The organism is Amycolatopsis stemonae, from assembly GCF_054781455.1.
The window spans coordinates 20,240-42,496 of sequence record NZ_BAAGUJ010000025.1 but is presented as its reverse complement, the minus strand read 5'-3'; the positions used below and the strand labels follow the sequence as shown (position 1 = coordinate 42,496).

The 22,257-nt window shown below is 71.7% G+C and carries 24 protein-coding genes; 13 read left to right on the top strand and 11 right to left on the bottom strand.

Translation table 11 applies throughout. The features are described 5' to 3' along the window. Positions 1–481 precede the first annotated feature (481 nt). Complete coding sequence (locus ACYVLJ_RS45520; RefSeq protein WP_451987764.1) at positions 482–679, top strand: hypothetical protein; 198 nt, start codon at positions 482–484, stop codon at positions 677–679. On the opposite strand, the gene ACYVLJ_RS45515 is transcribed toward ACYVLJ_RS45520, so the two are convergent. Beyond that, positions 676–1,620 carry an ATP-binding protein gene (locus tag ACYVLJ_RS45515; protein ID WP_460443390.1) on the bottom strand — a complete coding sequence of 315 codons (945 nt, stop codon included), beginning with the start codon at positions 1,618–1,620 and terminating at the stop codon, positions 676–678. The genes ACYVLJ_RS45520 and ACYVLJ_RS45515 overlap by 4 nt on opposite strands. Positions 1,621–1,749: 129 nt before the next feature. On the opposite strand from ACYVLJ_RS45515, the gene ACYVLJ_RS45510 reads away from it, so the two are divergent. Both ACYVLJ_RS45510 and ACYVLJ_RS45505 read left to right on the top strand, forming a co-directional pair. Then, positions 1,750–3,156, top strand: coding sequence for an RNB domain-containing ribonuclease (locus ACYVLJ_RS45510; protein WP_451987842.1), 1,407 nt, complete (start codon positions 1,750–1,752; stop codon positions 3,154–3,156). Beyond that, positions 3,153–3,923, top strand: a complete 771-nt coding sequence (locus ACYVLJ_RS45505) for a helical backbone metal receptor (RefSeq protein WP_451987768.1) — start codon at positions 3,153–3,155, stop codon at positions 3,921–3,923. The genes ACYVLJ_RS45510 and ACYVLJ_RS45505 overlap by 4 nt, the downstream gene beginning before the upstream one ends. On the opposite strand, the gene ACYVLJ_RS45500 is transcribed toward ACYVLJ_RS45505, so the two are convergent. The 3 genes from ACYVLJ_RS45500 to gabT are packed head-to-tail and all read right to left on the bottom strand — an operon-like array spanning position 3,856 to position 7,021. Beyond that, entirely contained in the window at positions 3,856–4,188 is a 333-nt protein-coding gene (locus ACYVLJ_RS45500; protein ID WP_460443389.1) for a hypothetical protein, read from the bottom strand. The two genes, ACYVLJ_RS45505 and ACYVLJ_RS45500, sit on opposite strands and share 68 nt — an antisense overlap. Before the next feature lie 53 nt (positions 4,189–4,241). Then, the gene (locus tag ACYVLJ_RS45495) at positions 4,242–5,669 is read right to left on the bottom strand and encodes an aldehyde dehydrogenase family protein (protein ID WP_460443388.1); all 1,428 of its coding nucleotides are present in this window, start codon (positions 5,667–5,669) and stop codon (positions 4,242–4,244) included. Beyond that, complete coding sequence (gene gabT / locus ACYVLJ_RS45490) at positions 5,666–7,021, bottom strand: aspartate aminotransferase family protein (protein ID WP_460443387.1); 1,356 nt, start codon at positions 7,019–7,021, stop codon at positions 5,666–5,668. Before gabT ends, ACYVLJ_RS45495 begins: the two co-directional genes overlap by 4 nt. A 103-nt stretch (positions 7,022–7,124) precedes the next feature. Between gabT and ACYVLJ_RS45485 the strand changes: the two genes are divergently transcribed. Next, the gene (locus tag ACYVLJ_RS45485) at positions 7,125–8,564 is read left to right on the top strand and encodes a PucR family transcriptional regulator (protein ID WP_460443386.1); all 1,440 of its coding nucleotides are present in this window, start codon (positions 7,125–7,127) and stop codon (positions 8,562–8,564) included. A gap of 34 nt (positions 8,565–8,598) precedes the next feature. Continuing rightward, positions 8,599–8,985, top strand: a complete 387-nt coding sequence (locus ACYVLJ_RS45480) for a hypothetical protein (RefSeq protein ID WP_460443385.1) — start codon at positions 8,599–8,601, stop codon at positions 8,983–8,985. Here ACYVLJ_RS45480 and ACYVLJ_RS45475 read toward each other — a convergent pair. Next, positions 8,982–9,695 carry a cache domain-containing protein gene (locus ACYVLJ_RS45475; protein ID WP_460443384.1) on the bottom strand — a complete coding sequence of 238 codons (714 nt, stop codon included), beginning with the start codon at positions 9,693–9,695 and terminating at the stop codon, positions 8,982–8,984. The two genes, ACYVLJ_RS45480 and ACYVLJ_RS45475, sit on opposite strands and share 4 nt — an antisense overlap. A gap of 33 nt (positions 9,696–9,728) precedes the next feature. Continuing rightward, positions 9,729–10,463: a FadR/GntR family transcriptional regulator gene (locus tag ACYVLJ_RS45470; protein ID WP_460443383.1), complete on the bottom strand. Its 735-nt coding sequence runs from the start codon at positions 10,461–10,463 to the stop codon at positions 9,729–9,731. Between the two features lie 111 nt (positions 10,464–10,574). On the opposite strand from ACYVLJ_RS45470, the gene ACYVLJ_RS45465 reads away from it, so the two are divergent. Genes ACYVLJ_RS45465 through ACYVLJ_RS45445 form a run of 5 tightly spaced genes read left to right on the top strand, consistent with a single transcriptional unit; the run spans position 10,575 to position 15,935 of the window. Further along, positions 10,575–11,996, top strand: a complete 1,422-nt coding sequence (locus ACYVLJ_RS45465) for a gamma-aminobutyraldehyde dehydrogenase (protein ID WP_460443382.1) — start codon at positions 10,575–10,577, stop codon at positions 11,994–11,996. An 8-nt stretch (positions 11,997–12,004) separates the two neighbouring features. Then, a complete protein-coding gene (locus tag ACYVLJ_RS45460) occupies positions 12,005–13,075 on the top strand; it encodes an ABC transporter ATP-binding protein (protein ID WP_460443381.1) in 1,071 nt (356 codons plus the stop codon). Between the two features lie 10 nt (positions 13,076–13,085). Continuing rightward, positions 13,086–14,288, top strand: coding sequence for an ABC transporter substrate-binding protein (locus ACYVLJ_RS45455; RefSeq protein WP_460443380.1), 1,203 nt, complete (start codon positions 13,086–13,088; stop codon positions 14,286–14,288). Between the two features lies 1 nt (position 14,289). Next, the gene (locus ACYVLJ_RS45450) at positions 14,290–15,129 is read left to right on the top strand and encodes an ABC transporter permease (RefSeq protein ID WP_451987792.1); all 840 of its coding nucleotides are present in this window, start codon (positions 14,290–14,292) and stop codon (positions 15,127–15,129) included. 8 nt (positions 15,130–15,137) lie between these two features. Then, complete coding sequence (locus ACYVLJ_RS45445) at positions 15,138–15,935, top strand: ABC transporter permease (RefSeq protein WP_460443379.1); 798 nt, start codon at positions 15,138–15,140, stop codon at positions 15,933–15,935. On the opposite strand, the gene ACYVLJ_RS45440 is transcribed toward ACYVLJ_RS45445, so the two are convergent. Beyond that, positions 15,918–16,700, bottom strand: coding sequence for a methyltransferase domain-containing protein (locus tag ACYVLJ_RS45440; RefSeq protein WP_460443378.1), 783 nt, complete (start codon positions 16,698–16,700; stop codon positions 15,918–15,920). The genes ACYVLJ_RS45445 and ACYVLJ_RS45440 overlap by 18 nt on opposite strands. Before the next feature lie 52 nt (positions 16,701–16,752). After that, on the bottom strand, positions 16,753–17,532 hold the full coding sequence (locus tag ACYVLJ_RS45435; protein ID WP_460443377.1) for an SDR family NAD(P)-dependent oxidoreductase: 780 nt from the start codon (positions 17,530–17,532) through the stop codon (positions 16,753–16,755). 59 nt (positions 17,533–17,591) lie between these two features. Between ACYVLJ_RS45435 and ACYVLJ_RS45430 the strand changes: the two genes are divergently transcribed. After that, positions 17,592–18,146, top strand: a complete 555-nt coding sequence (locus ACYVLJ_RS45430) for a TetR family transcriptional regulator (protein WP_460443376.1) — start codon at positions 17,592–17,594, stop codon at positions 18,144–18,146. Here the strand turns inward: ACYVLJ_RS45430 and pip are convergent. Together pip and ACYVLJ_RS45420 are read right to left on the bottom strand one after the other, a co-directional pair. Further along, a complete protein-coding gene (gene pip / locus ACYVLJ_RS45425) occupies positions 18,132–19,076 on the bottom strand; it encodes an alpha/beta hydrolase family protein (RefSeq protein WP_460443375.1) in 945 nt (314 codons plus the stop codon). The two genes, ACYVLJ_RS45430 and pip, sit on opposite strands and share 15 nt — an antisense overlap. 129 nt (positions 19,077–19,205) lie before the next feature. Next, positions 19,206–19,340 carry a hypothetical protein gene (locus ACYVLJ_RS45420; RefSeq protein ID WP_460443374.1) on the bottom strand — a complete coding sequence of 45 codons (135 nt, stop codon included), beginning with the start codon at positions 19,338–19,340 and terminating at the stop codon, positions 19,206–19,208. A gap of 233 nt (positions 19,341–19,573) precedes the next feature. On the opposite strand from ACYVLJ_RS45420, the gene ACYVLJ_RS45415 reads away from it, so the two are divergent. Continuing rightward, entirely contained in the window at positions 19,574–20,500 is a 927-nt protein-coding gene (locus ACYVLJ_RS45415; protein WP_451987806.1) for an undecaprenyl-diphosphate phosphatase, read from the top strand. Position 20,501: 1 nt separating this feature from the next. After that, positions 20,502–21,371: a cytochrome c oxidase assembly protein gene (locus ACYVLJ_RS45410; protein ID WP_460443373.1), complete on the top strand. Its 870-nt coding sequence runs from the start codon at positions 20,502–20,504 to the stop codon at positions 21,369–21,371. Here the strand turns inward: ACYVLJ_RS45410 and panB are convergent. Then, positions 21,368–22,231: a 3-methyl-2-oxobutanoate hydroxymethyltransferase gene (gene panB / locus ACYVLJ_RS45405; protein ID WP_460443372.1), complete on the bottom strand. Its 864-nt coding sequence runs from the start codon at positions 22,229–22,231 to the stop codon at positions 21,368–21,370. The genes ACYVLJ_RS45410 and panB overlap by 4 nt on opposite strands. Positions 22,232–22,257: the final 26 nt, after the last annotated feature.

Here is a 22,257-nt window from a genome sequence, read left to right as displayed (position 1 = left end):
GCGCAGGAAGCGCAGTCCCCGGCGCACCAGCCAGCCCCGCACCAGCCCCCGGCCACCCCGCAGCAAGCACCGGCCACCCCGCAGAACCAGCCCCCACCGCAACCCCCGGCCGGAACCACCCCACCGGCGCGCCCCAAGCCGGTCTTCCCGGGCCCGGAATCGACCCCCCAACCGTTCCCGACCCGCCACGCCGCCCCGGCCCGCCCGGTCTTCCCCGGCCCGGGAACGATGCCCCCGGCACCACCGAACGCCGCCCGCCCGGTCTTCCCCGGCCGAGACACCCCTCTGCCGCAACCCTCGACCCGGCAAGAACCTGCCACCCCGCCCAGGGGCAACCCGCGCGGGTGGTTCGACGAGTTCGACGACCCCGAGGCCCGGGAACCCGAAGAACCCCAGGACTTCGGCCCCACCGGACAGCCGACCGAGATCCCTTACCGGTACAAGCGCTGACAGGCGGGCCTTCGGGTGCGAACCTAGGACCATGTCCAACGATCCGAACCCGGACCAGGGGTGGTACTACAACACCCGCACCCACGAGGTCGAGCACCTCGAACGCAGCCGCGGCATCGACCTGCTCGGGCCCTATCCCGACGAGGCCACCGCGCGGCGGGCGCTCGAGATCGCCCGTGAGCGGACCAAGAAGGCCGACGCCGCCGACGCCGCCTGGAACGACGACTAGACCGACAGCCCTGGGCCCAGCACGAACTCCGGGTCGACCTGGGACGCCAGGTCGGCGCCGGCCCAGGCGCGGGCGTTGCGCAGGTGGAACTCCACCGCCTGGCGCTGATAGCGCGCCCAGTCGCGGCGCTCCGCGTCCACCGTCGACCGCATCAGTGCCAGCGTCTCCAGGTTGCGCGGCTCCAGCTCGGTGATCGGCCGGGTCGTGCCGCGCTCCGCCGCGCGCACGTGCCGCGAAGCCGACAGCCACCCCAGCAGCGCGTCGCCGACCTGGTCCTGCAGGAACTCGACGTCCTCGGCGTCGGTCACCTTGTTGCCCACCACCACGAGCCGCACGCCGAAGTCGCGTGCGTAGTCCGCGTACTGGCGGTACACGCCCACGCTCCGCACCGTCGGCTCGCACACCAGGAACGTCACGTCGAACCGCGTGAACAGCCCCGACGCGAACGCGTCCGCGCCCGCGGTCATGTCCATCACGACGTACTCGCCCTCGACGTCCACCATGTGGTTGAGCAGCAGCTCGGCCGCCCCCACCTTCGAGTGGTAGCACTTGACGCCCAGGTCGTCCTCGTCGAACTGGCCGGTGACGCCCAGCCGCACGCCGCCCAGCTGCCGGAAGCAGGCCGAGAACACCTGGTTGTCCTCGAAGGGCCGGACCAGCCGCGAGCCGCGGCCCGGCGGGGTCGTCTTGATCATCGACGCCGCGTCGGGGACGCGCGGGTTCTCGCCGCGCAGGTAGTCCTTGATCAGCGCCATGTTGTCGCCGAGCGTCGGCCAGGCGAGCGCTTCCTCCTCGGTCGCGCCGAGGGCCACCGCCAGGTGCTGGTTGATGTCGGCGTCGATGGCCAGCACCGGCAGGCCGGCATCGGCGAGGGACGCGACGAACAGCGACGAAAGCGTGGTCTTGCCGCTGCCGCCCTTGCCGACGAACGCGATCTTCACTTCTCGGGTTCCCTTCTGACAATGAAGACGGTTTTCATTATTGCCGAGAAACGTACACCCGACCGGCCCGCGCCCGATCGGGCGATCATCGGGCCCCGCGAGGGTTAGGGTTGGGGGGTGCCTCCCCTCGTGATCAGGACACACTCGGCGGGCGGGGACTTCGGCCCCCTGCGCGCCGAGTTTTCGCTGCCGGAGTCCTTCGGGCCCGAGGTGCTGGCCGAGGCGGAGGCGGCGGTCCTCGATCCGCTGGCCTCGCCCGAACCCCGCGAGGACGCGACGGACCTGCCGTTCGTCACCATCGACCCGCCCGGCTCCAAGGACCTGGACCAGGCGATGGTCGTCGAACGGACCGCGCACGGCTTCCGCGTGCACTACGCGATCGCCGACCTGGCCGCGTTCGTCCCGCCCGGCGGCGCGCTGGACCGCGAGTCGCGCCTGCGCGGGCAGACGCTCTACCTGCCCGACGGGAACGTCCCGCTGCACCCGCCCGTGCTGTCCGAGGGGGCGGCAAGCCTGCTGCCGGGGGAAATCCGGCCCGCGGTGCTGTGGACCATCGAGACCGACGACGCGGGCGAGCCCACCGCGACCCGGGTGCGCCGCGCGCTGGTGCGGTCGACCGAACAGTTCGACTACGAAACGGTGCAGGCGGCCCTCGACGCCGGTCACCCGCACCCGTCGGTGGCCGCGTTGCCGGAGCTGGGCCGGCGGCGGCGCGAACTGGCCGTCCGGCGCGGCGCCGTCGAACTGCAGCTGCCGGAGCAGGAGATCAGCGGCGACGCGGACGGCGGCTGGGTCCTCGCCCGCCGGCCGCGCACCGCCGTCGACGCCTGGAACGCCGAGATTTCGCTGCTCACCGGCATGGCGGCGGCGCGGATCATGCTCGACGCGCGCGTCGGCGTCCTGCGCACGCTGCCCGACCCGGAGCCCGAGGCCGTCGACTGGTTGCGCCGGTCGGCGGAGGCGCTGGGCATCACGTGGTCGCCCGGGGCGACCGTTTCGGAGTTCCTGTCCCGGCTGGACCCCGGGCAGCCGGCGTCGATGGCGCTCTACGCCGACACGACGCGGCTGCTGCGCGGCGCGGGCTACACGGCGTTCGACGGCGAACTGCCGGCGCTGACCACGCACGCCGGGATCGGCGGGTCGTACGCGCACGTCACGGCACCGATCCGGCGGCTGGTCGACCGGTTCGCCACGGAGATCTGCCTCGCCGTTTCGGCCGGTCGCGAAGTCCCGGAGTGGGTGCGGGCGGCGCTCGCGGACGTCCCGGACCGCATGACGGCGTCGGACACGCTCGCCGCGAAGGTCGAACGCGCGTGCATCGACCAGGTCGAGGCGTGGGTGCTGGCCGAGCACATCGGCGGCGAGTTCAGCGCGGTCGTGTTGCGCGCGGACGAGAACAAGGCGGAGATCCTGGTCGAGGACCCGACGGTGATGGCGAAGTGCGCGGGGGAGCGGCTGACCGCGGGGGAGCGGATCGGGGTGCGGCTGACCGCGGTCGACGTCGAGAAGCGGAAGGTGTCGTTCGAACGCGCATGACCTTCGTCGACGATCTCGGGGAGCCGGTGCCGGTGCGCGGCCCGGCGTCGCGCGTGGTTTCGCTGGTGCCGTCGCTGACGGAAGCGGTCGAGGTCAGCGCGCCCGGCCGGCTCGCCGGCGCGACGGACTACTGCACGCACCCGTCCACTTTGGACGTCCCGCGGGTGGGTGGCTCGAAGTACCCGAAGCTGGACCGGGTGCTGGACCTGGCGCCGGACCTGGTGCTGGCCAACTCGGAGGAGAACCGCCCGGAGGACGTGGAACGCCTGCGCGCCAACGGAATCCCGGTGTGGGTGATGGCCGCGGCGGCTTCGGTGCCCGCGGCGCTGGGCTCGCTGCGGCGGATCCTGACGCAGGCGTACGAGCTGGACGAGCCGGAGTGGCTGGTGACGGCGGAGGAAGTCTGGCGCGAGGTCCGGCCGGTGCGGTTCCACGCGGTCGTCCCGGTGTGGCGCAAGCCGTGGATCGTGCTGGGCCGCGACACGTTCGCGGGCGACGTCCTGCGCCGGGCCGGGGTGGCGAACGTCTACGCGGCTTCGGACGAGCGGTACCCGAGGCCGGACGTGGAGGAGCTGCGGGCGCACTTCGCGGCGGACGCGGACCTGCTGGTGCTACCGGACGAGCCGTACCTGTTCACCGAGGAGGACGGGCCGGACCACTTCCCGGACGCGCGATACGTCCTGGTCTCGGGCCGGCACCTCACCTGGTACGGACCTTCGCTGGTCGACGCCCACGCCGCTTTGACGCAGGCGCTGGCGCGGCTGTGAAGTCGAAGCCCCGCGCCACCGCGGCGCGGACGGCCTCGGCGACCTCAGCCGGCTGGACCGGTTCGCCCGGCGGGTACACCCAGTTGTCCGGTCGCGGCCGCCCGGTGTCGACGACCAGCGTGGCGCCAGGATGCCCGGCGAGCTCGACGGCGAAGGTCATGGTGGCGCCGATCGCCTGCGAATAGGTCGCCTTGGGGCGGACAGTCCAGCGGTAGTCCGTGCCGTCGACGGTGATGCGCCGTGCGCCCTTGCGCGCCAGGGTCATGCGATTCCCCCAAGCCACGCTTCGAGGTGCGCGAAGTGCTCGACGTAGCCACCCTACAGCGTCAAGCCGGTCAGGACCGTTACCCGCTCCTCCGTGAAGTCCGCCATCGCCGACGCCGGGCCCTCGCGGCCGACTCCGGAGTCCTTCACCCCGCCGTACGGCATCTGGTCCGCGCGGAAGCTCGGGACGTCGCCCACCAGGACGCCGCCCACGCGAAGGGACGCCGAGACCGAGAACGCCGTCGGCAGGTCGCGCGTGAACACGCCCGCCTGCAGGCCGAAGCGGGACGCGTTGATCCGCGCGACGCCCTCTTCGACCGAAGCGACCCGGACCAGCGAGACCACCGGTCCGAACACCTCCTCGGCCATCACCGAAGCGTCCTCGGGGACGTCCGCCAGCACCGTCGGCTCGACCGTGGCGCCCGAACGTCCGCCGCCGGTCAGCAGGCGGGCGCCGGCCGAGACCGCGTCCGCGACCCAGGACGACACCCGGGCAGCGGCGTCGGAGTTGATCAGCGGGCCCACGTCGACGCCGTCGGCGCGCGGGTCGCCCGTGCGCAGTGAGGCGACCTGCGCGAGCACCTTCTCGGCCAAGGCGTCGTAGACGTCGGTGTGCGCGTAGACCCGCTGCACCGAGATGCACGACTGCCCCGCCTGGTACATCGCGAACGTCGCGATCCGCTGCGCCGCGAAGCCGAGGTCCGGCCAATCCGGGCAGACGAGCACCGCGCCGTTGCCGCCCAGCTCCAGCGCGACGTGCTTGCGCGGGACGCGGTCGCGGATCGCCCAGCCGACCGGGACCGAGCCGGTGAACGACACCACCGGCAGCCGCGGGTCCTCGACCAGCTGCGACGACGTCTCGTTGTCCACCGGCAGGATCGACCACGACCCGGCCGGCAGATCCGTCCCGGCCAGGATTTCGCCCAGCAGCAACGCGGTCAGCGGCGTCGCCGGTGCGGGCTTGAGCACGATCGGCGCGCCCACCGCGATCGCCGGGGCCACCTTGTGCGCCACGAGGTTCAGCGGGAAGTTGAACGGCGTGATGCCCAGCACCGGGCCGCGCGGCACGCGCCGCACCAGGGCGAGCCGGCCGGTGCCGCCCGGGTCGGTGTCGAGGCGCTGCAGCTCGCCCGAGAAGCGGCGCGCTTCTTCGGCCGCCCAGCGGAACGTCGAGACGGCGCGGCCGACCTCGCCGCGGGCCCACTTCAGCGGCTTGCCGGACTCGGCCGTGATCAGCTGGGCGATCTCTTCGGACCGCTCACCCAAGGCCCGGGACACGTGGTCCAACGCCCCCGCGCGGACGTGCGCGGGCAGCGTTGCGAACTCGTCCGCGACGTCGTGCGCGGCCTGGACCGCGGCTTCGACGTCCGACGCGGACGGCACGAAATGGGCCCCCGCGGAAGAGTCGTCATAGGAGTGGCGGACGACGGCCGTCGAGCCGCCGGTCACCGGCTTTCCGGCGACCCAGAAGGGGAAAGTCATGCGCGAGCCTCCGTGCGGACAGCGTGCTCGAGGACCGCCAAGCCCTCGTCGAGCAGGTCGTTGGACAGGGACAGGGGCGGCAGCAGCCGGACGACGTTGCCGTAGGTGCCGCAGGTCAGCACGACCACGCCGGCGCGGTGGCAGGCCGCCGCGACGCGCTTGGTCAGGTCCGCGTCGGGCTCGGTGGTCCCGGGCCTCACGAACTCGGCGGCCAGCATCGCGCCGCGGCCGCGGACGTCGCCGATCACGCCGGTCTCGTCGGCCAGGGCCCGCAGCCGCGGCAGCACAGCACCTTCGATGCGCTTCGCGGACTCAGCCAGATTCTCGGACTTCATCGTCTCGATCGAGCCGAGCGCGGCGGCGCAGGCGATCGGGTTGCCGCCGTACGTGCCACCGAGGCCACCCGGCCCGACCGCGTCCAGCAACTCCGCGCGGCCGGTGACCGCCGACAGCGGCAGGCCGCCCGCGATGCCCTTGGCCGTCGCGATCAGGTCCGGGACCACGTCTTCGTCGGTGGAGGCGAACCAGGAACCGGTGCGGCAGAAGCCCGTCTGGACCTCGTCGGCGACGAACACGACGCCGTTTTCGCGGCACCAGGCCGCAATCGCGGGCAGGAAGCCTCGCGCGGGCTCGATGAAGCCGCCCTCGCCCTGGATCGGCTCCAGGACGACCGCCGCGACCTGGTCGCCGCCGATCTGCTTCTCGATCCGGTCGATGGCCAGCGCGGCCGCCTCGGGGCCGGACAGGCCGTCGCGGTACGGGTACGACCCCGGCACGCGGTAGACCTCGGGCGCGAACGGGCCGAAGCCGTGCTTGTAGGGCACCGACTTCGCGGTCATACCCATGGTCAGGTTGGTGCGGCCGTGGTAGGCGTGGTCGAACACGACGACGGCCTGGCGCCCGGTCGCCACGCGCGCGATCTTCACGGCGTTCTCGACGGCCTCGGCCCCGGAGTTGAACAGCACCGACTTCTTCGCGTGGTCACCCGGCGTCAGCTCGGCCAGCGCCTCGCAGACCTCGACGTAGCCCTCGTACGGCGTGACCATGAAACAGGTGTGGGTGAACCAGCAGGCCTGCTTGCGGACGCGGTCGACGACCGCCGGCGCCGAGTGCCCGACATTGGTCACCGCGATGCCGGAGCCGAAGTCGATCAGGACGTTGCCGTCGGCGTCGGTGAGCAGGCCGCCGCTGGCCGAGGTGACGTAGACGGGCAGCACCGAGCTGACCCCGGCCGCGACGGCGTTCGCGCGGCGCTCCTGCAGCTCGCGCGAGACGGGACCGGGGATTTCGGTGCGCAGCCTGCGCTGCCGGGGCGCCGGGGCCTGCGGCTCGGCGGTGGTGCTCGTGGTCACGGCGTGCTCCTGGGGGAAGTCGGTGGACGTCCTCAGGATGAGTCCGCGCGCGAGCGCCGTCAGCTGGCCGTTCTGTACAAATCGGGGCGTAGAATGTGCCGTTATGGCACTCACGCTGGCCGGACTGGCCGCCGACCGCCCGCTCGGGCTGCGGGTGCTGACCGGCGAAGACGTCTTGGACCGCCCGATCGGCTGGGTGCACCCGACCGAGCTGACCGACCCGCGCGCCTTCCTCGAAGGCGGCGAGCTCCTGCTCACCACCGGGCTGGCCCTCGACGAGGACACGTCCCCGGCCTACGTCCGGCGGCTGGTCGACGCGGGAGCCGCCGGGCTCGGCTTCGGCGTCGGGCTGAGCCACGACTCCGTCCCGCGCTCGCTCGTGGCCACGGCGGCCGAGGTGGGGCTCCCGGTGCTGGAAGTGCCGCGCGAGACGCCGTTCATCGCGATCACCCGCGCGGTGTCGCGGGCGGTGGCGGCGGACGAGTACGCGACGACGGTCCGGATCGGCCGGGCCCAGCAGGAGCTGACCCGCACGGCGGTCGGCAAGGGCGGCCCGGCGGGGGTGCTGCGGAAGCTCGCGAAGCTCGTCGACGGCTGGGTGCTGCTTCTCGAGCGCACTACGGTCGTCGAAGCTGCTCCGGCGAGCGCACGCGCGTACGGCCCTTCTCTGCGCGAAGAACTGGAGCGGCTTCGCACCGGCACGCGGGTTGTCGTCCTCGACGGCGAAGAGGTCGTGCTCCAGACGCTCGACACGAGCGCGCGCCGGGTGCTGGCCGTCGGGGCGTCGCTCGACACCGCGGGGCGGCACATCGTGAACACCGCGGTTTCGGTGCTTTCCCTGGCGCTGGAACAGGATCGCGCGCAGGCCGCGGCGCGGGAGGCGTTGCGCACGGGACTGCTGGAGCTGCTGGCCGGCGGTCAGGCCGAGCTGGCCCTGCGGGTGCTGGCGGCGACCGGGGCCGAGCCGCCCGCGGCGCCGTGGTCGGTGCTGGTGTTCGCCGGCTCGCCCGCGGCCCGGCGCAAGCTGCTCGGCGCGCTGGAGAGCGAGCCGGTGTTCGCGGCGCGGTGGGGCTCGTCGGTGGTCGCGATCGGCGAGGCGGGACCCGTGACGGACGCGGCGGTCCGGATCGGCGGCCTGCACGGCGGCGTGGCGGGCCCGGTGTCCACAACGGACTTCGCCGTCGGCTTGGAGCAGGCGGAACTGGCGGCCGGAGTCGCGCTGGCGGAGGACAAGGTCCTGGTGTCGGCGGCCGAGCACACGGGCCGGGGCCTGCTGTCGCTGATCGAACCGGCGGTGGCGCAAGCGTTTGCGCGCGGCGTGCTGACACCGTTGCGCGAGCACGACGAGACGGGCCGGGGCGACCTCGTCGATTCCCTGCGCTGCTGGCTGGAACACCACGGCCACTGGGACATCGCCGCCGCCCGGCTCGGCGTGCACCGCCACACGCTGCGGAACCGGATCCGGAAGGCCGGGGAACTGCTCGGCCGGGATCTGGACGCGCCTGGGGTTCGGGCGGAGCTTTGGGTGGCTTTGCAGGCCTGAGCAACACCAGCGCCGGGTCGGACGTCCTCTTCTCGTGGTCTACAGACGCACGGCACTGGTGGCACTCGCGGTCGTCCTCCTCGCGGCGGGCGGGCTCGCGTTCCTGCCCTGGACGGCCAACCACTTCGGCTACGCGCTGCCGGGCGACCACGGGCTGCCGTACCGCATTCACCACGCCGGCCGGGACTACCGCAGCTACACCACCTGTGCTGGAGCCGGGTGGTGTCACGACGAGCCGTACTGCGTGACGTCGGCGAACCTCGACGCCACCCTCGCCCAGGTCGACGAAGTGGACACCTGGTTCGGGGCCGCGCACCCCGTGTTCGTCAGGAAGCCGGTCCCCGAAGACGCGCCGATGATCGTCCTCGTGCAAGACGGGCCCGACTGCTACGTGGGCTACGCGATGATGGGCGGCCCTTAGTCCCCGGTCACCAGCACGATCGGCGAATCGCCGCACCGGCGCAACGACGGCCCCGGTTCCGCGTCCGCGGACCACCAGGCCGGGACGTCGGCCTCGCGCACCAGCGACCCCGTCGGCTGGCGGACGCTGTTCGACACGATCACCCGCCCCTGCGCGTTCAGCAGGGCCGCCCCGCGGCCCAGTGACCGCAGCCGCGGCCGTACTGCCCGCTCGAATTCGCGCACGTAGACGTCGGCGCCCACCACGCCCGCGAAAGCCCCGCCCAGGAACACCGGGATCGTGAACGTCAGCGTGTACTCGTCCGTGCAGAGGTAGTCGACGTACGGGCCGTTGATGTGCCGCCGCCCGGTGTCGCGCGGGACCGTGAACCAGGACTGGCGCGTGTAGTCGAGGAAGTTCTCGCTGCCCGGGTCCAAGCTGATGAACAGCTGCGACGGCGGTTCGGAAGCCGAACGAGTCCACCATTCGAAGCCGAACTCCGAGTCCGCGAGCACGTTCGGCGCGCTGACGAAGCCCGCGCCGATGATCAAGCCGCCGAGGGCCTCGGTGACCTGCGGGCGGATCCGGTGCAGCGCCGCCGCGGACGGGGTGTCCGCCAGGACCGACTCGGCGGCCGCCAGCAGCGGCTTCAGCCGGTCGAAAACCCCTTCCACCAGCGCCGAAACCTGCTCGACGACCTCGTCGCCGGCCAGCGTGCGGGTGTCGTTCACGGTGCTCACCTCGATGCGCGGGTTGTGCGGAGTTTACGGGGCGAGCAGGCCGAGGTGCACGTCCGCGAGGCGGTCGAGCGCGCCCAGGATGTGTTCCTCCGTCAGCTTGCGGGCCAAGTCGCCGTCGGCGGCGTCGATCGCGGCGGTGATCGCCGCGTGCTCCTCGTGCGCGTGGGCCTCGGAACCGATCGGCAGCCAGAGCAGCCCGCCCAGCTCGGCCTGCAGGTGGACCTCTTCGTGGGTGAGCCGCGGTGACTGCGCCGCGGCCGCGACCTCCAGGTGGAACTGCCGCTCCGCCCGCGTGAAGTCGATGCCCCGCGCGGTGCGGAGGTCGTCGGTCGCCAAGCCGAGCCGGGCGACGTCCTCGGGGGAGCTGCGTTCGGCGGCGAGCTTCGCGGCGGCCCCGGCGATCGCCAGGTAGTGGTCGCCGACGTCGCGCAGGTCCGACAGTGACACCTCGCTCAGCCGCGCGCGCCAGGCGTCCGACGGCGGGTTGGCCGGCGCGCGGACGAAGCTGCCGCCGCTACGTCCCCGCCGCGTCTCGACGAGCCCCTGCTGCCGCAACGCCACCAGCGCTTCCCGGACCGTCACGGTCGAGACGCCGAACTGCGCGGCCAGGTCGGCTTCGCTCGGCAGCTGCTCCTGGTCGGCGAGCAGGCCGAGCGTGATGGCGTCGACCAGCCGGGCCGCCACCGCTTCCGCGCGGCCGACCTGGCCGAGCGGCGCGAACATGGCGGACCGCGCGCTGTGCGACATGCCCTTGCGCATCGTGACCCTTCGTCGTCGGGGCTACCCGTTCGCACCAATCTTGCCTGATCCACTTGTCCTATTACATATGGACTTATATGTTTTAGCCCTGCGAACCCGAGGGAGTCCACCGTGCAGGAGCTGAAGCACTACGTCGGCGGCGCGTACGTCGAGTCCAAGTCGGGCCGGACGGCGGAGATCACCGACCCGGTCACCGGGCGCCCGTACTGCACCGCGCCGGTCGCCGGGCCCGAGGACGTCGACAACGCGCTGCAGGTCGCCGCGACCGCGTTCGAGACCTGGCGGGCGACGACACCGGCCCAGCGCCAGCTCGCGCTGCTGAAGATCGCCGACGCCCTCGAAGCACGCGCGGAGGAGATCGTCCGGGTCGAGTCCGCGAACACCGGCAAGCCGGTCGCGCTGACCATGGCCGAAGAGATCCCGATGGTCCTCGACCAGGTCCGGTTCTTCGCCGGCGCCGCCCGCGTGCTGGAGGGCCGCTCGGCCGGCGAGTACATGGAAGGCCACACGTCCTTCGTCCGCCGTGAGCCGGTCGGGGTCTGCGCGCAGGTCACGCCGTGGAACTACCCGCTGCTCATGGCCATCTGGAAGATCGCGCCCGCGCTCGCGGCCGGCAACACGATCGTGCTCAAGCCGTCGGACACCACGCCGGCCTCGACGCTGCTGCTCGCCGAGATCGCCGGGGAGTTCCTGCCGCCGGGCGTGTTCAACGTCGTGTGCGGCGACCGCGACACCGGCCGCGCGCTGGTCGAGCACGACATCCCGGCCATGGTGTCGATCACCGGCTCGGTCCGCGCGGGCATCGAGGTCGCGAAGTCGGCGGCCACCGACGTCAAGCGCGTGCACCTGGAGCTGGGCGGCAAGGCGCCGGTCATCGTCTTCGCCGACGCCGACCTCGACGCCGCCGCGGAAGCCATCGCCGTCGCGGGCTACTTCAACGCCGGCCAGGACTGCACCGCCGCCACCCGCGTGCTGGTCGCCGACGAGGTGCACGACACCTTCGTCGCGGCCCTCGCCCGGCAGGCCGAGGCCACCAAGACCGGCAAGCCGGACGACGAAGACGTCGCGTACGGCCCGCTCAACAACGCGGCCCAGCTGGCGAAGGTGTCCGGGTTCATCGACCGGCTGCCGAGGCACGCAACCGTCCACTGTGGAGGACACCGCGCGGGCGACGAGGGCTACTTCTACGAGGCCACGGTCGTCTCCGGCGTCCGCCAGGACGACGAGATCAGCCAGAACGAGATCTTCGGCCCGGTCATCACCGTCCAGCGGTTCTCCGACGAGGAAGAAGCGCTGAAGGCCGCGAACGCCGTCCAGTACGGCCTCGCGTCGTCGATCTGGACCCGCGACCACCAGCGCGCGATGCGCGTCTCGGCGAAGCTCGACTTCGGCTGCGTCTGGATCAACACCCACATCCCGCTGGTGGCCGAGATGCCGCACGGCGGGTTCAAGAAGTCGGGCTACGGCAAGGACCTCTCGCTGTACGGCCTCGAGGACTACACCCGGATCAAGCACGTGATGAGCGCACTGTGAGGCTGGCGATGCCCAACCAAGCACCCACCGAGACGCGCGAGGACCCCGCGCCGTCGAACGAGACCGCGCGGCCCGCGATCCGGCTTTCCGGGCTGCGCAAGCACTTCGGCGACGTCCACGCGGTCGACGGCGTCGACCTCGACATCCCGCCCGGCGAGTTCTTCTCGATGCTCGGCCCGTCCGGCTCCGGCAAGACGACCGTGCTGCGCCTGATCGCCGGGTTCGAGCTGCCCACCGCGGGCTCGATCGAGCTCGAGGGGCGGGACGTCACGCACCTGGCGCCGTTCGAGCGGGACGTCAACACGGTCTTCCAGGACTACGCCCTGTTCCCGCACATGACGGTGCAGCAGAACGTCGAATACGGCCTGAAGGTCAAGCGCGTCCCGAAGCAGCAACGCCGGGAGCGGGCGCTCGAAGCGCTCAAGACCGTCCGGCTGGAGGACTACGGCGCGCGCAAGCCCGCGCAGCTGTCCGGCGGCCAGCGCCAGCGCGTGGCGCTCGCCCGGGCGCTGGTGAACCGGCCCAAGGTGCTGCTGCTCGACGAGCCGCTCGGCGCGCTCGACCTCAAGCTGCGGCAGGCGATGCAGCTGGAGCTCAAGCAGATCCAGCGCGACGTCGGCATCACGTTCGTCTTCGTCACCCACGACCAGGACGAGGCGCTCACCATGAGCGACCGGATCGCCGTCTTCAACGACGGCAAGATCGAACAGGTCGGGACGCCCGAAGAGGTCTACGAACGGCCGGCCAGCGCGTTCGTCGCCGGGTTCGTCGGGACGTCCAACCTGCTCGGCGGCCGCGGTGCCGAGTCCGTGATCGGCCGGCCGGGGCTGTTCAGCATCCGCCCGGAGAAGATCCGCATCGACGACGCCCTGTCCGAACCCGCGGCGCCGGGGGACACCAGCGCGACCGGCACGGTCACCGACGTCGTCTACGCGGGCGCGACCGTGCGCTACTCGGTCGCCCTGGACGCCGGTGGCCAGCTCTCGGTCGTCCAGCAGAACACCGAGGGCGCCTTCGCCGCCGGGAGAGTCCGGCTGAGCTGGCGCACCGAACACAGTTTTCAGGTTCCCGGTCAGTGAAGGGTTTGCCATGAAGAACAGGAAGACGCGGCTTGCCGGGCTCCTCGGCGCCAGCCTGCTGTTGGCTGCATGTGGCACGTCGGGTTCGAACTCCGCCGCGCCGCCGGGCGCGCAGGGGTTCACCCCGCCGAAGCTCGAAGCGCTGAAGGCGCTCGGCCAGCCGGAGGGCGCGCTGAACGTGCTGGCCTGGCCCGGCTACGCGGAGAACGGCTCCAACGACCCGAAGGTCAACTGGGTGACGCCGTTCGAGCAGCAGACCGGCTGCAAGGTGAACGTCAAGCCGTTCGGCACGTCCGACGAAGCCGTCACGCTCATGAAGACCGGGCAGTACGACGTCGTTTCCGCGTCGGGTGACGCGTCGCTGCGGCTGGTCGCATCCGGGGACGCCGAGCCGGTGAACACCGCGCTCGTCCCGAACTACAACGACGTCCAGCCGTTCCTGAAGAACAAGTCCTGGAACAGCGTCGGCAACGTGGCCTACGGCATCCCGCACGGCTGGGGCGCGAACCTGCTGACCTGGCGCACCGACAAGGTGACCCCGGCGCCGGACTCGTGGTCGGTGATGTTCGACGCGAACTCGCCCTACAAGGGCAAGGTGATCGCCTACGACTCGCCGATCTACATCGCCGACGCCGCGCTGTACCTGATGGCGCACCAGCCGGACCTCGGCATCAAGAACCCGTACGCCCTCGACGACAAGCAGTTCACCGCCGCGGTGAACCTGCTCAAGCAGCAGCGGCCGCTGGTGTCCGAGTACTGGTCGGACTACCTGAAGGAGTCCCAGGCGCTGAAGAACGCCGACGCCGTCGTCGGCACCGCCTGGCAGGTCACGGTCAACCTGACCAAGGGCGAGGGCGCGCCGCTCGAGGCGTCCGTGCCGAGCGAAGGCGCCACCGGGTGGTCGGACACCTGGATGGTCGCCGCGAAGTCGCCGCACAAGACGTGCGCCTACAAGTGGCTCGACTACATCATCGGCCCGAAGGTGAACGCCCAGGTCGCCGAATACTTCGGCGAGGCGCCGGCGAACACCAAGGCGTGCGCGGAGATGACCGACAAGACGCTCTGCGACACCTACCACGCCAACGACTCCGCCTACGCGTCGAAGATCGCGTACTGGACCACGCCGATCCAGCAGTGCCTCGACGGCCGCACGGACGTCAAGTGCAAGGACTACGGCGAGTGGACCAAGGCGTGGACCGAGATCAAGGGCTGACATGACCGCCGTATCGGCCTTCTTCTACAGGAAGCCCAGGCTGCGCTTGGGCTTCCTGCTCTCGGCCCCGCTGCTCTGGCTCGGCCTGGCCTACCTGGGCGCGCTCGCCGCGTTGTTCGTGACGGCGTTCTGGCACACCGACGCGTTCACCGGCCAGGTCGCCATCGAGTGGTCGCTGGACAACTTCAAGACGTTGTTCAGCGACGCGGTCTACCGCACGATCACCTTCCGCACGGTCGGGATCGCCGCGCTGGTCACGGTGATCGACGCGGTCATCGCGTTCCCGATGGCCTACGCGATGGCCAAGCTCGCGTCGCCGCGCGCGCAGCGGATCCTGGTGATCGCGGTGATGACGCCGCTCTGGGCGAGTTACCTGGTCAAGGCGTACGCCTGGCGCTCGATGCTGTCGGGCAACGGCGCCCTGAGCTGGATCTCACCCGGGTACGGCGTCACGGCCACCATCATCACGCTGTCCTACCTGTGGCTGCCGTACATGATCCTGCCGATCTACGCGGGCCTCGACCGGCTGCCGGACTCCCTTGTGGACGCTTCGGGCGACCTCGGCGCCCGCTCGCCGCGGACGTTCCGCTCGGTGATCCTGCCGCTGACGTTCCCGGCGATCGTGGCCGGCTCGATCTTCACGTTCTCGTTGTCGCTGGGCGACTACATCGCCGTGAAGATCGTCGGCGGTACGTCGCAGATGCTCGGCAACGTCGTCTACGACAACATCGGCGCCGCCAACAACCTGCCCTTCGCGGCGACGGTGGCGACCGTGCCGGTCGTGATCATGCTCGTCTACCTGGCCGCGGTGCGCCGCACCGGCGCGCTGGACAACCTCTAGGAGTCGCGGTGCGGACGTCCCGGGCGCTGCTGTGGACCGCGCTGGGCCTCGGCCTGGCGGTGATCTACTTCCCGCTGGTGGTGGTGCTGCTCAACTCCTTCAACGCGGACACGACGTTCGGCTTCCCGCCGTCGAGCTTCACGCTGGATTGGTGGGGACGCGCGGCGTCGAACGAGGGTGCGCTGCACGCCCTGTGGACGAGCGTCGAGGCCGGTCTGGCGGCGACGGCGATCGCGCTGGTGCTCGGCACGATGGCCGCGTTCGCGTTGCAGCGCTACCGGTTCTTCGGCCGGAACCCGGTGTCGCTGCTGATCATCCTGCCGATCGCGTTGCCGGGCATCGTCACCGGCATCGCGCTGAACAACGCCTTCCGCACGATCCTCGGCATCGACCTCGGCCTGCTCACGGCGATCATCGCGCACGCGACGTTCTGCATCGTGGTGGTGTTCAACAACGTCGTCGCGCGGCTGCGGCGGATGGGTGGCAACCTCGAGGAAGCGTCGATGGACCTCGGCGCGACCGGCTTCACGACGTTCCGGCTGGTGACGTTCCCGATGCTGCGCTCGGCGCTGCTGGCGGGCGGGCTCCTGGCGTTCGCGCTGTCGTTCGACGAGATCATCGTGACGACGTTCACCCTCGGCACCGGCATGGAGACGCTGCCGATCTGGATCTACGACAACCTGTTCCGGCCCAACCAGGCCCCGATCGTCAACGTCGTCGCGGCGGTGCTGATCGTGGTGTCGACGGTGCCGGTGTACCTGGCGCAACGGCTTTCGGGCGACACGGCTTCAGGCGGACGTCTCTGACTTCCGGCCCCGGACCGTCCAGAACTCGGGGCCGAAGAAGCCGAACCCGGGATCGGCCAGCCGCGCCCGGGCGTGGTCGACGTCGGCGTCGGTCACGCCGAGGGCGCGAGCGGGCTCCCGGATCCGTTCGAACGTCAAGCTCATCGCGAGCGAGCCGACGCTGCCGCCGAACTCGTAGGTCCGGTAGGCCTCGGCGTGGATCTCGGTGAGGCCGCGGTGGACCAGCATCCCGGCGAGCTTCGGGCCGAGCGCGGGATCGCCGCCCGCGCTCGCCGACACCGCCGGGTAGGCGTCGGCGACGCGGGTGAACGCGGCGTCGTCGCCGTCCGGCCGGGTGGTGCCGAAGTTGATGTCGCCGACGACCACCCAGCCACCCGGGCGCGCGGCGCGCACCAGCCGGTCGAGGACCTCTTCGCGCTCCGGCAGGTGGGTCAGCACGAGCCGCGCGTGAACGAGGTCGAACGCCCGGTCCGGCAACGGGTCGCTCCGCAGGTCGAGCCGGCGCACGCCGAGGTTTTCCCGCTCTTCCAGCAGACTCGGGTCGAGGTCGACGGCCAGCACGGCGCCACCCGTCCCGACCCGGCCGGCGAGCCACCGGCTGATCGACCCGGCGCCCGCGCCCGCGTCGAGGCAGCGCCAGCCCGCCGTGACGCCGGTGGCCTCGAGCCCGCGGATCGTCGGCGCGTCGTGGTACTCCTGCAGCAACGCCAGCCGCCGCCGCTCGGTTTCGCGGTCCGGCGCCTGGGCGAGGATGTAGTCGCTCATGGCGCCAGTGTCCTCAGCACGGGCCGCCGGGCCGGGCCCGAACGGGCGAACTTCAGTGCACCGAACGGATCGTGCCGCCGTCGACGCGGATCGTCGCGCCGCTCACGTACGCCGCCGCCGGGCTCACGAGGTAGCCGACCGCGGCCGCGATCTCCTCGGGACGCCCGAAGCGCCCGACGTCGTTCGGCACGAAGTCGCGCGCCGCGTTGCGCTCGATGTCGGCCCATGCGTCGCCCCAGCCGTGTGCGGGTGCGATTTCCGTGAGCAGGTCCCGCACCGAGTCCACCAGGATCGCGCCCGGCGAGACCACGTTCGACGTCACGCCCGTCCCGGCGAGGTCCCGGGCGAGCGACACCGCGAGGTTGTGCCGCGCGGCGAGCGTCGCGGTGTAGTGCGGCTGCAGCGCCATCGGCTGGATCGCCAGCCCGCCGCCGATCTGGACCACGCGGCCCCAGCCGCGCTCGCGCATGCCCGGCACGAACCGGTGGATCATCCGGACCGCCGAGACGACGTTCGCCTCGTAGGTCGCCGTCCAGTCCTCCGGCGTCGCGTCGGACCACGACAGGTGGTCGTACGAGCCGGCGTTGTTGACCAGGATGTCGACGTTCCCGGCCGCGGCGGCCACCGCGGCCGCGCCCTCGTCGGTCGACAGGTCGCCGATGGCCACCCCGGCCGCGCCGATCTCGGCCGCGACCTTGCCGGCGCGGGTCGCGTCCCGGCCGTGGACGACCACGGCCGCGCCCTCCGCGGCCAGCAGCCGCGCGATCGCCGCGCCGAGACCCGCGCTGGAGCCGGTGACGAGGGCGCGCCGGCCGGTGATTCCGAGGTCCACTAGACCCCTCCGATCTATGTATACACCTGTAGACTTAACGCAAGTCTACACTCGTATACATGAAGACCCGCAACGCCGCCGCGACCCGGGAAGCGATCCTGGCGTCCGCGCTCGAAGCGTTCACCCGGGCCGGCTACGACGGCGTCGGCGTGCGCGAGATCGCCCAGTCCGCCGGGGTCACGGCAATGCTCGTCAACCGCTACTTCGGCTCGAAGGAAGGGCTGTTCGCCGAGGTCGTCGAGGCGGCGATGGCCGAGCGGACGGTGCTGACGGACGACCCTGCGACATTGGCCGCCGACATCGCGGTCGCCCTGGTCCGGCGGACCGCGCCGGACGCCGGCCGGCTCGACCCGTTCCTGCTGATGCTGCGCTCGGCGCCGAACCCGCGGGCCGCGGAGATCCTGCGCGCCGGCATCGAACGGCACGTCGAGAAGCACCTGACCGACGTCCTCCCGGTCCGCGACGGCACCGAGGGGCCCGCGATGGTCCTCGCGGTCATCGCCGGGTTCTGGGTCATGCGCACGCTGATCGGCAGCACCGGGCTGAACCGCGCGGACGAAGGGACGCTGCGGCGCAAGCTCGAAAAGGTGTTCGCGGTGCTACTCGCGGAATGAGTCCGTCGCCGCGCGCAGGGCGGCCAGCACGCCCGGGTCGGTCACCGCGTGCCCCGCGCCCTCGAGCAGGTTCAGCACCGAACCCGGCCACGCGCGGTGCAGTTCGTACGCGGTGACCGGCGGGCACACCGCGTCGTAGCGGCCCTGCACGATCGTGCCGGGGATGTCCGCGAGCTTGCCCGCGTCGCGGATCAGCTGGCCGTCTTCGAGCCACGCGCCGTGGGAGAAGTAGTGGACGGCGAGCCGCGCGAAGGTCAGCGCGAACTCCGGGTCGGCGTACTGGCGGAGGAACGACTCGTGCGGCCGGACGGAGACCGTCGCGCCCTCCCACGTGCTCCACGCGACCGCGGCCCGGTTCCGGACGCCTTCGTCGGGGTCGTCGAGCAAGGTGGCGTAGGCGGCCAGGGGGTCTTCCCGGCGGTCCGGCGGGATCGGGGCGAGGAAGGCCTCCCACTCGCGCGGGAACAGGTTCGCGGCCCCGCCCCGGTAGATCCAGTCGAGTTCGCTGCGGCGCACGGTGAACACGCCCCGCAGGATGATCTCGCTGACGCGCGAAGGGTGCGTCTCCGCGTAGGCGAGCGCGAGCGTCGCGCCCCAGGAACCGCCGAAGAGCTGCCAGCGGTCGATGCCGAGCCGCTCGCGCAGCATTTCCATGTCGGACACCAGGTGCCACAGGGTGTTGGCGCCCAGGTCGTCCGCGCCCGGTGTCGACCGGCCGGACCCGCGCTGGTCGAACAGGACGATCCGGTAGGCCGCGGGGTCGAAGTGCCGAGCCGCCATCGGCGCGATCCCGCTGCCCGGCCCGCCGTGCAGCACCACGACCGGCTTCCCGGCCGGGTCGCCGGCCTCCTGGCAGCGGATCCGGTGGCCGTCGCCGACGTCCAGAAAACCTTCCGCGCGCAGGGGAACCGGCGGGTAGAGCTCGTCCATGGGTGACACTTTGCCGGAGGGTCCTGACCGTCGCCCCGATGCCCCGCCGCCGGGTACCGGGACGACGGCCAAGAAAGGTGGGAGCCCGCCCCCGCCGCCGGGCTGAGCGGGCTCCCGGTCGATGACGCGTCAGCGGCCGGTGGCCGCGTCCGCGAAGTTCCCGGCTCCGGAGGGGGCGGCGGCCCAGATGCGGGTCCCGCGGTCGTGGTGGTGAACACCGCTGCCGTCGGGGTGGTCACGACGGCCGGCAATCCGCTCACGCATTCCGGTCCTCCTCGTCGAGGGTTCGAACTCTTCGTCGTGGCGGCGACGGGCTAAACGCTAAGCCACGACCGGAACACCAGTCAAGAACATGATTGATGTTCATGGATGTGAACGTCTGGTAGAGGATCCGCTGAGGGAACGCTGAGTGACCACATCCCCCTTGCCCGGTGTTAACGAATGGGCCGGTACTTTCCGGTGACGAGATCTCGGAAAGCGGTACGGAAGGACCCGGAATGTCCGCGGTGACCTATGTCGAGGCGATTGTCGTCGGCGCCTTGCAAGGGGTGTCGGAATTGTTTCCGGTGTCCAGTCTCGGCCACAGCATCCTGCTGCCCGCCTGGCTCGGCGGGCAATGGCAGCGGGACCTGAGCATCGGCAAGGATTCGCCGTACCTCGCGGTGCTCGTCGCGATGCACGTCGCCACCGCACTGGCGCTGGTGCTGTTCTTCCGCAAGGACTGGGTGCGGATCATCGGCGGCCTCTGGACGTCGATCCGCCGCCGCGAAGTCCGCACCCCCGACCAGCGGCTCGCGTGGCTGCTCGTGCTCGCCACCATCCCCGTCGGGCTGGCCGGCCTGCTGCTGGAAGGGCTGCTGCGCGACTTCCTCGGCAAGCCGGTGCCGTCGGCGATCTTCCTGGCGCTCAACGGCGGTGTGCTTTACGCCGCCGAGAAGTTCTCGCGCGCCAAACCGTCCGACGAAGCGGACACGGTGGACTTCTCGGCCGAGGAAACCCTGGTCATGCGGGCGGTCACGGTCGAGGAGGCGACCGACGTCCGGCTGGCGAAGCTGGGGGTCGGCGAGGCCGTGCTGATCGGCGCGGCGCAGATCTTGGCGCTGCTGCCCGGCATCAGCCGGTCCGGCATCACGATGGTCGCGGGGCTGCGCCGCGGGCTCGGCCACGAAGACGCCGCGCGGTTCGCCTTCCTGCTCGCCACCCCGGTCATCCTCGCCGCCGGCGTCCTCAAGATGCCGACGCTGTTCGCCCCGGAGAACCAGGCTTCGCTCGGCCCGGCCCTCGTCGGCAGCGTCATCGCCGGGGTGGCTTCGTACATTTCTGTCCGGTTCCTCACCGGATACTTCGAAACGCGAACTCTGACCCCGTTCGCCATTTACTGCGTGGTCGCCGGAATCGGCAGCCTGCTCTACTTCGCGGTGTGACGTGCCTCTGACGTTCGACGCCCCGGCCGTCATCGTCGTCCTCGTGCTCGGCGTGCTCTACGTCCGGGCCGCCCGCGGCCGCGGCTGGCCGGCGGGCCGCACGACGGCGTTCCTCACCGGCCTCGCGACGATCGTGCTGGTCACCTGCTCGCCGCTGGCCGTCTACGACACGACGTTCTTCTGGGTCCGCGCGGTCCAGACCACGACGCTGCTGATGGTCACGCCGCTGCTGCTGGCCCTGGGCGCGCCGATCCGGCTCCTGCTGGACACGCGGCCCGCGGCCTGGCTGCGGCGCCACGGCCGCGGCCCGGTGGCGCGGGCCCTGACGTTCCCGCCGGTCGTCACGGTCGTGCTGGTCGCGCCGGTGCTGGTGGTCTACCTGACCCCGCTCTACGACCTCACGCTGCGCTCGCCGGTTGCCGACGGGCTGGTCCGGGTAGTTCTCGTGCTGTGCGGCTTCACGTACTTCTGGACGCGCCTCGGCCTCGACCCGACGCCGCGCCGGGACCCGCACCTCGTGTCCGTGTGGATCGCGTTCACCGAGGTGATCTTCGACGGCGCGCTCGGCCTGGTGCTCTGGCTCGGCCCGCTGCTCGCCCCGGACCACTACGCCGCGGCGCACCCCGGCCACGGCCCGGACCCCCGGACCGACCAGATCATCGGCGCGGGCGTGCTGTGGATCGGTGGCGACGTCGCCGGCCTGCCGTTCGTCGTGGCGTTGTTCGTCCGCTGGGCCCGCGACGACGAGCGGCGCGCGAAGCAGATCGACGTCCAGCTGGACGAACAAGCCGCTTCGGGCGCCGCTTCGACGTCGGGGCTGTGGTGGGAGAACGACCCGGCGCTCGCCGAGCGGTTCAGGAACCGGGGTTAGTCGTGGAAAGCGTGTTCCGGAGCCGGGAACTCGCCGCGGCGGACGTCCTCGGCGAAGGCCGTCGCCGCGTTCTGCAGCACGGTCGCGACGTCGGCGTAGCGCTTGACGAACCGCGGTGCCTTGCCGCGCCGCAGCCCGGCCATGTCCTGCCAGACCAGCACCTGGGCGTCGCAGTCCGGGCCGGCACCGATGCCGACCGTCGGGATCTTCAGCTCCGCCGTGACGCGCTTCGCGGCTTCGGCGGGCACCATCTCCATCACCACCGCGAACGCCCCGGCCTCCTGCAGCGCCAGCGCGTCGGCGAGCAGCACGTCCGCCGCTTCGCCGCGCCCCTGCACCCGGTAGCCGCCGAGGTGGTGCTCGCTCTGCGGGGTGAACCCGATGTGACCCATCACCGGCACCCCGGCCGAGGTCAGCGCCTCGACGTGCGCGGCGAACCGCCGGCCGCCCTCGAGCTTCACGGCGTGCGCGCGGCCCTCCTTCATGAACCGCACGGACGTCTCGAGCGCCTGCTGCGGCGAGAGCTGGTAGGAGCCGAACGGCAGGTCGGCGACCACCAGGGCCCGCTTGACCGACCGGGTGACCGCCCGGACCAGCGGCAGCAGCTCGTCGACCGTCACCGGCAGCGACGTGTCGTACCCGAAGACGTTGTTGGCCGCGGAGTCGCCGACGAGCAGCACGGGGATCCCGGCCTCGTCGAACAGGGCGGCGGTGTACATGTCGTACGCGGTGAGCATGGGCCACGGTTCGCCGCGGTCCTTGAGCTCGCGCAGGTGGTGGACGCGGACCTTCCGGCCCGGCGCCGGCTTGGCGGCGGGTCCGGTGCCGTAGGGGGCGGGTTCTTCGGCGCTGGCAGACATCGTCGTCGACCGTCCTTCCCTCGAGG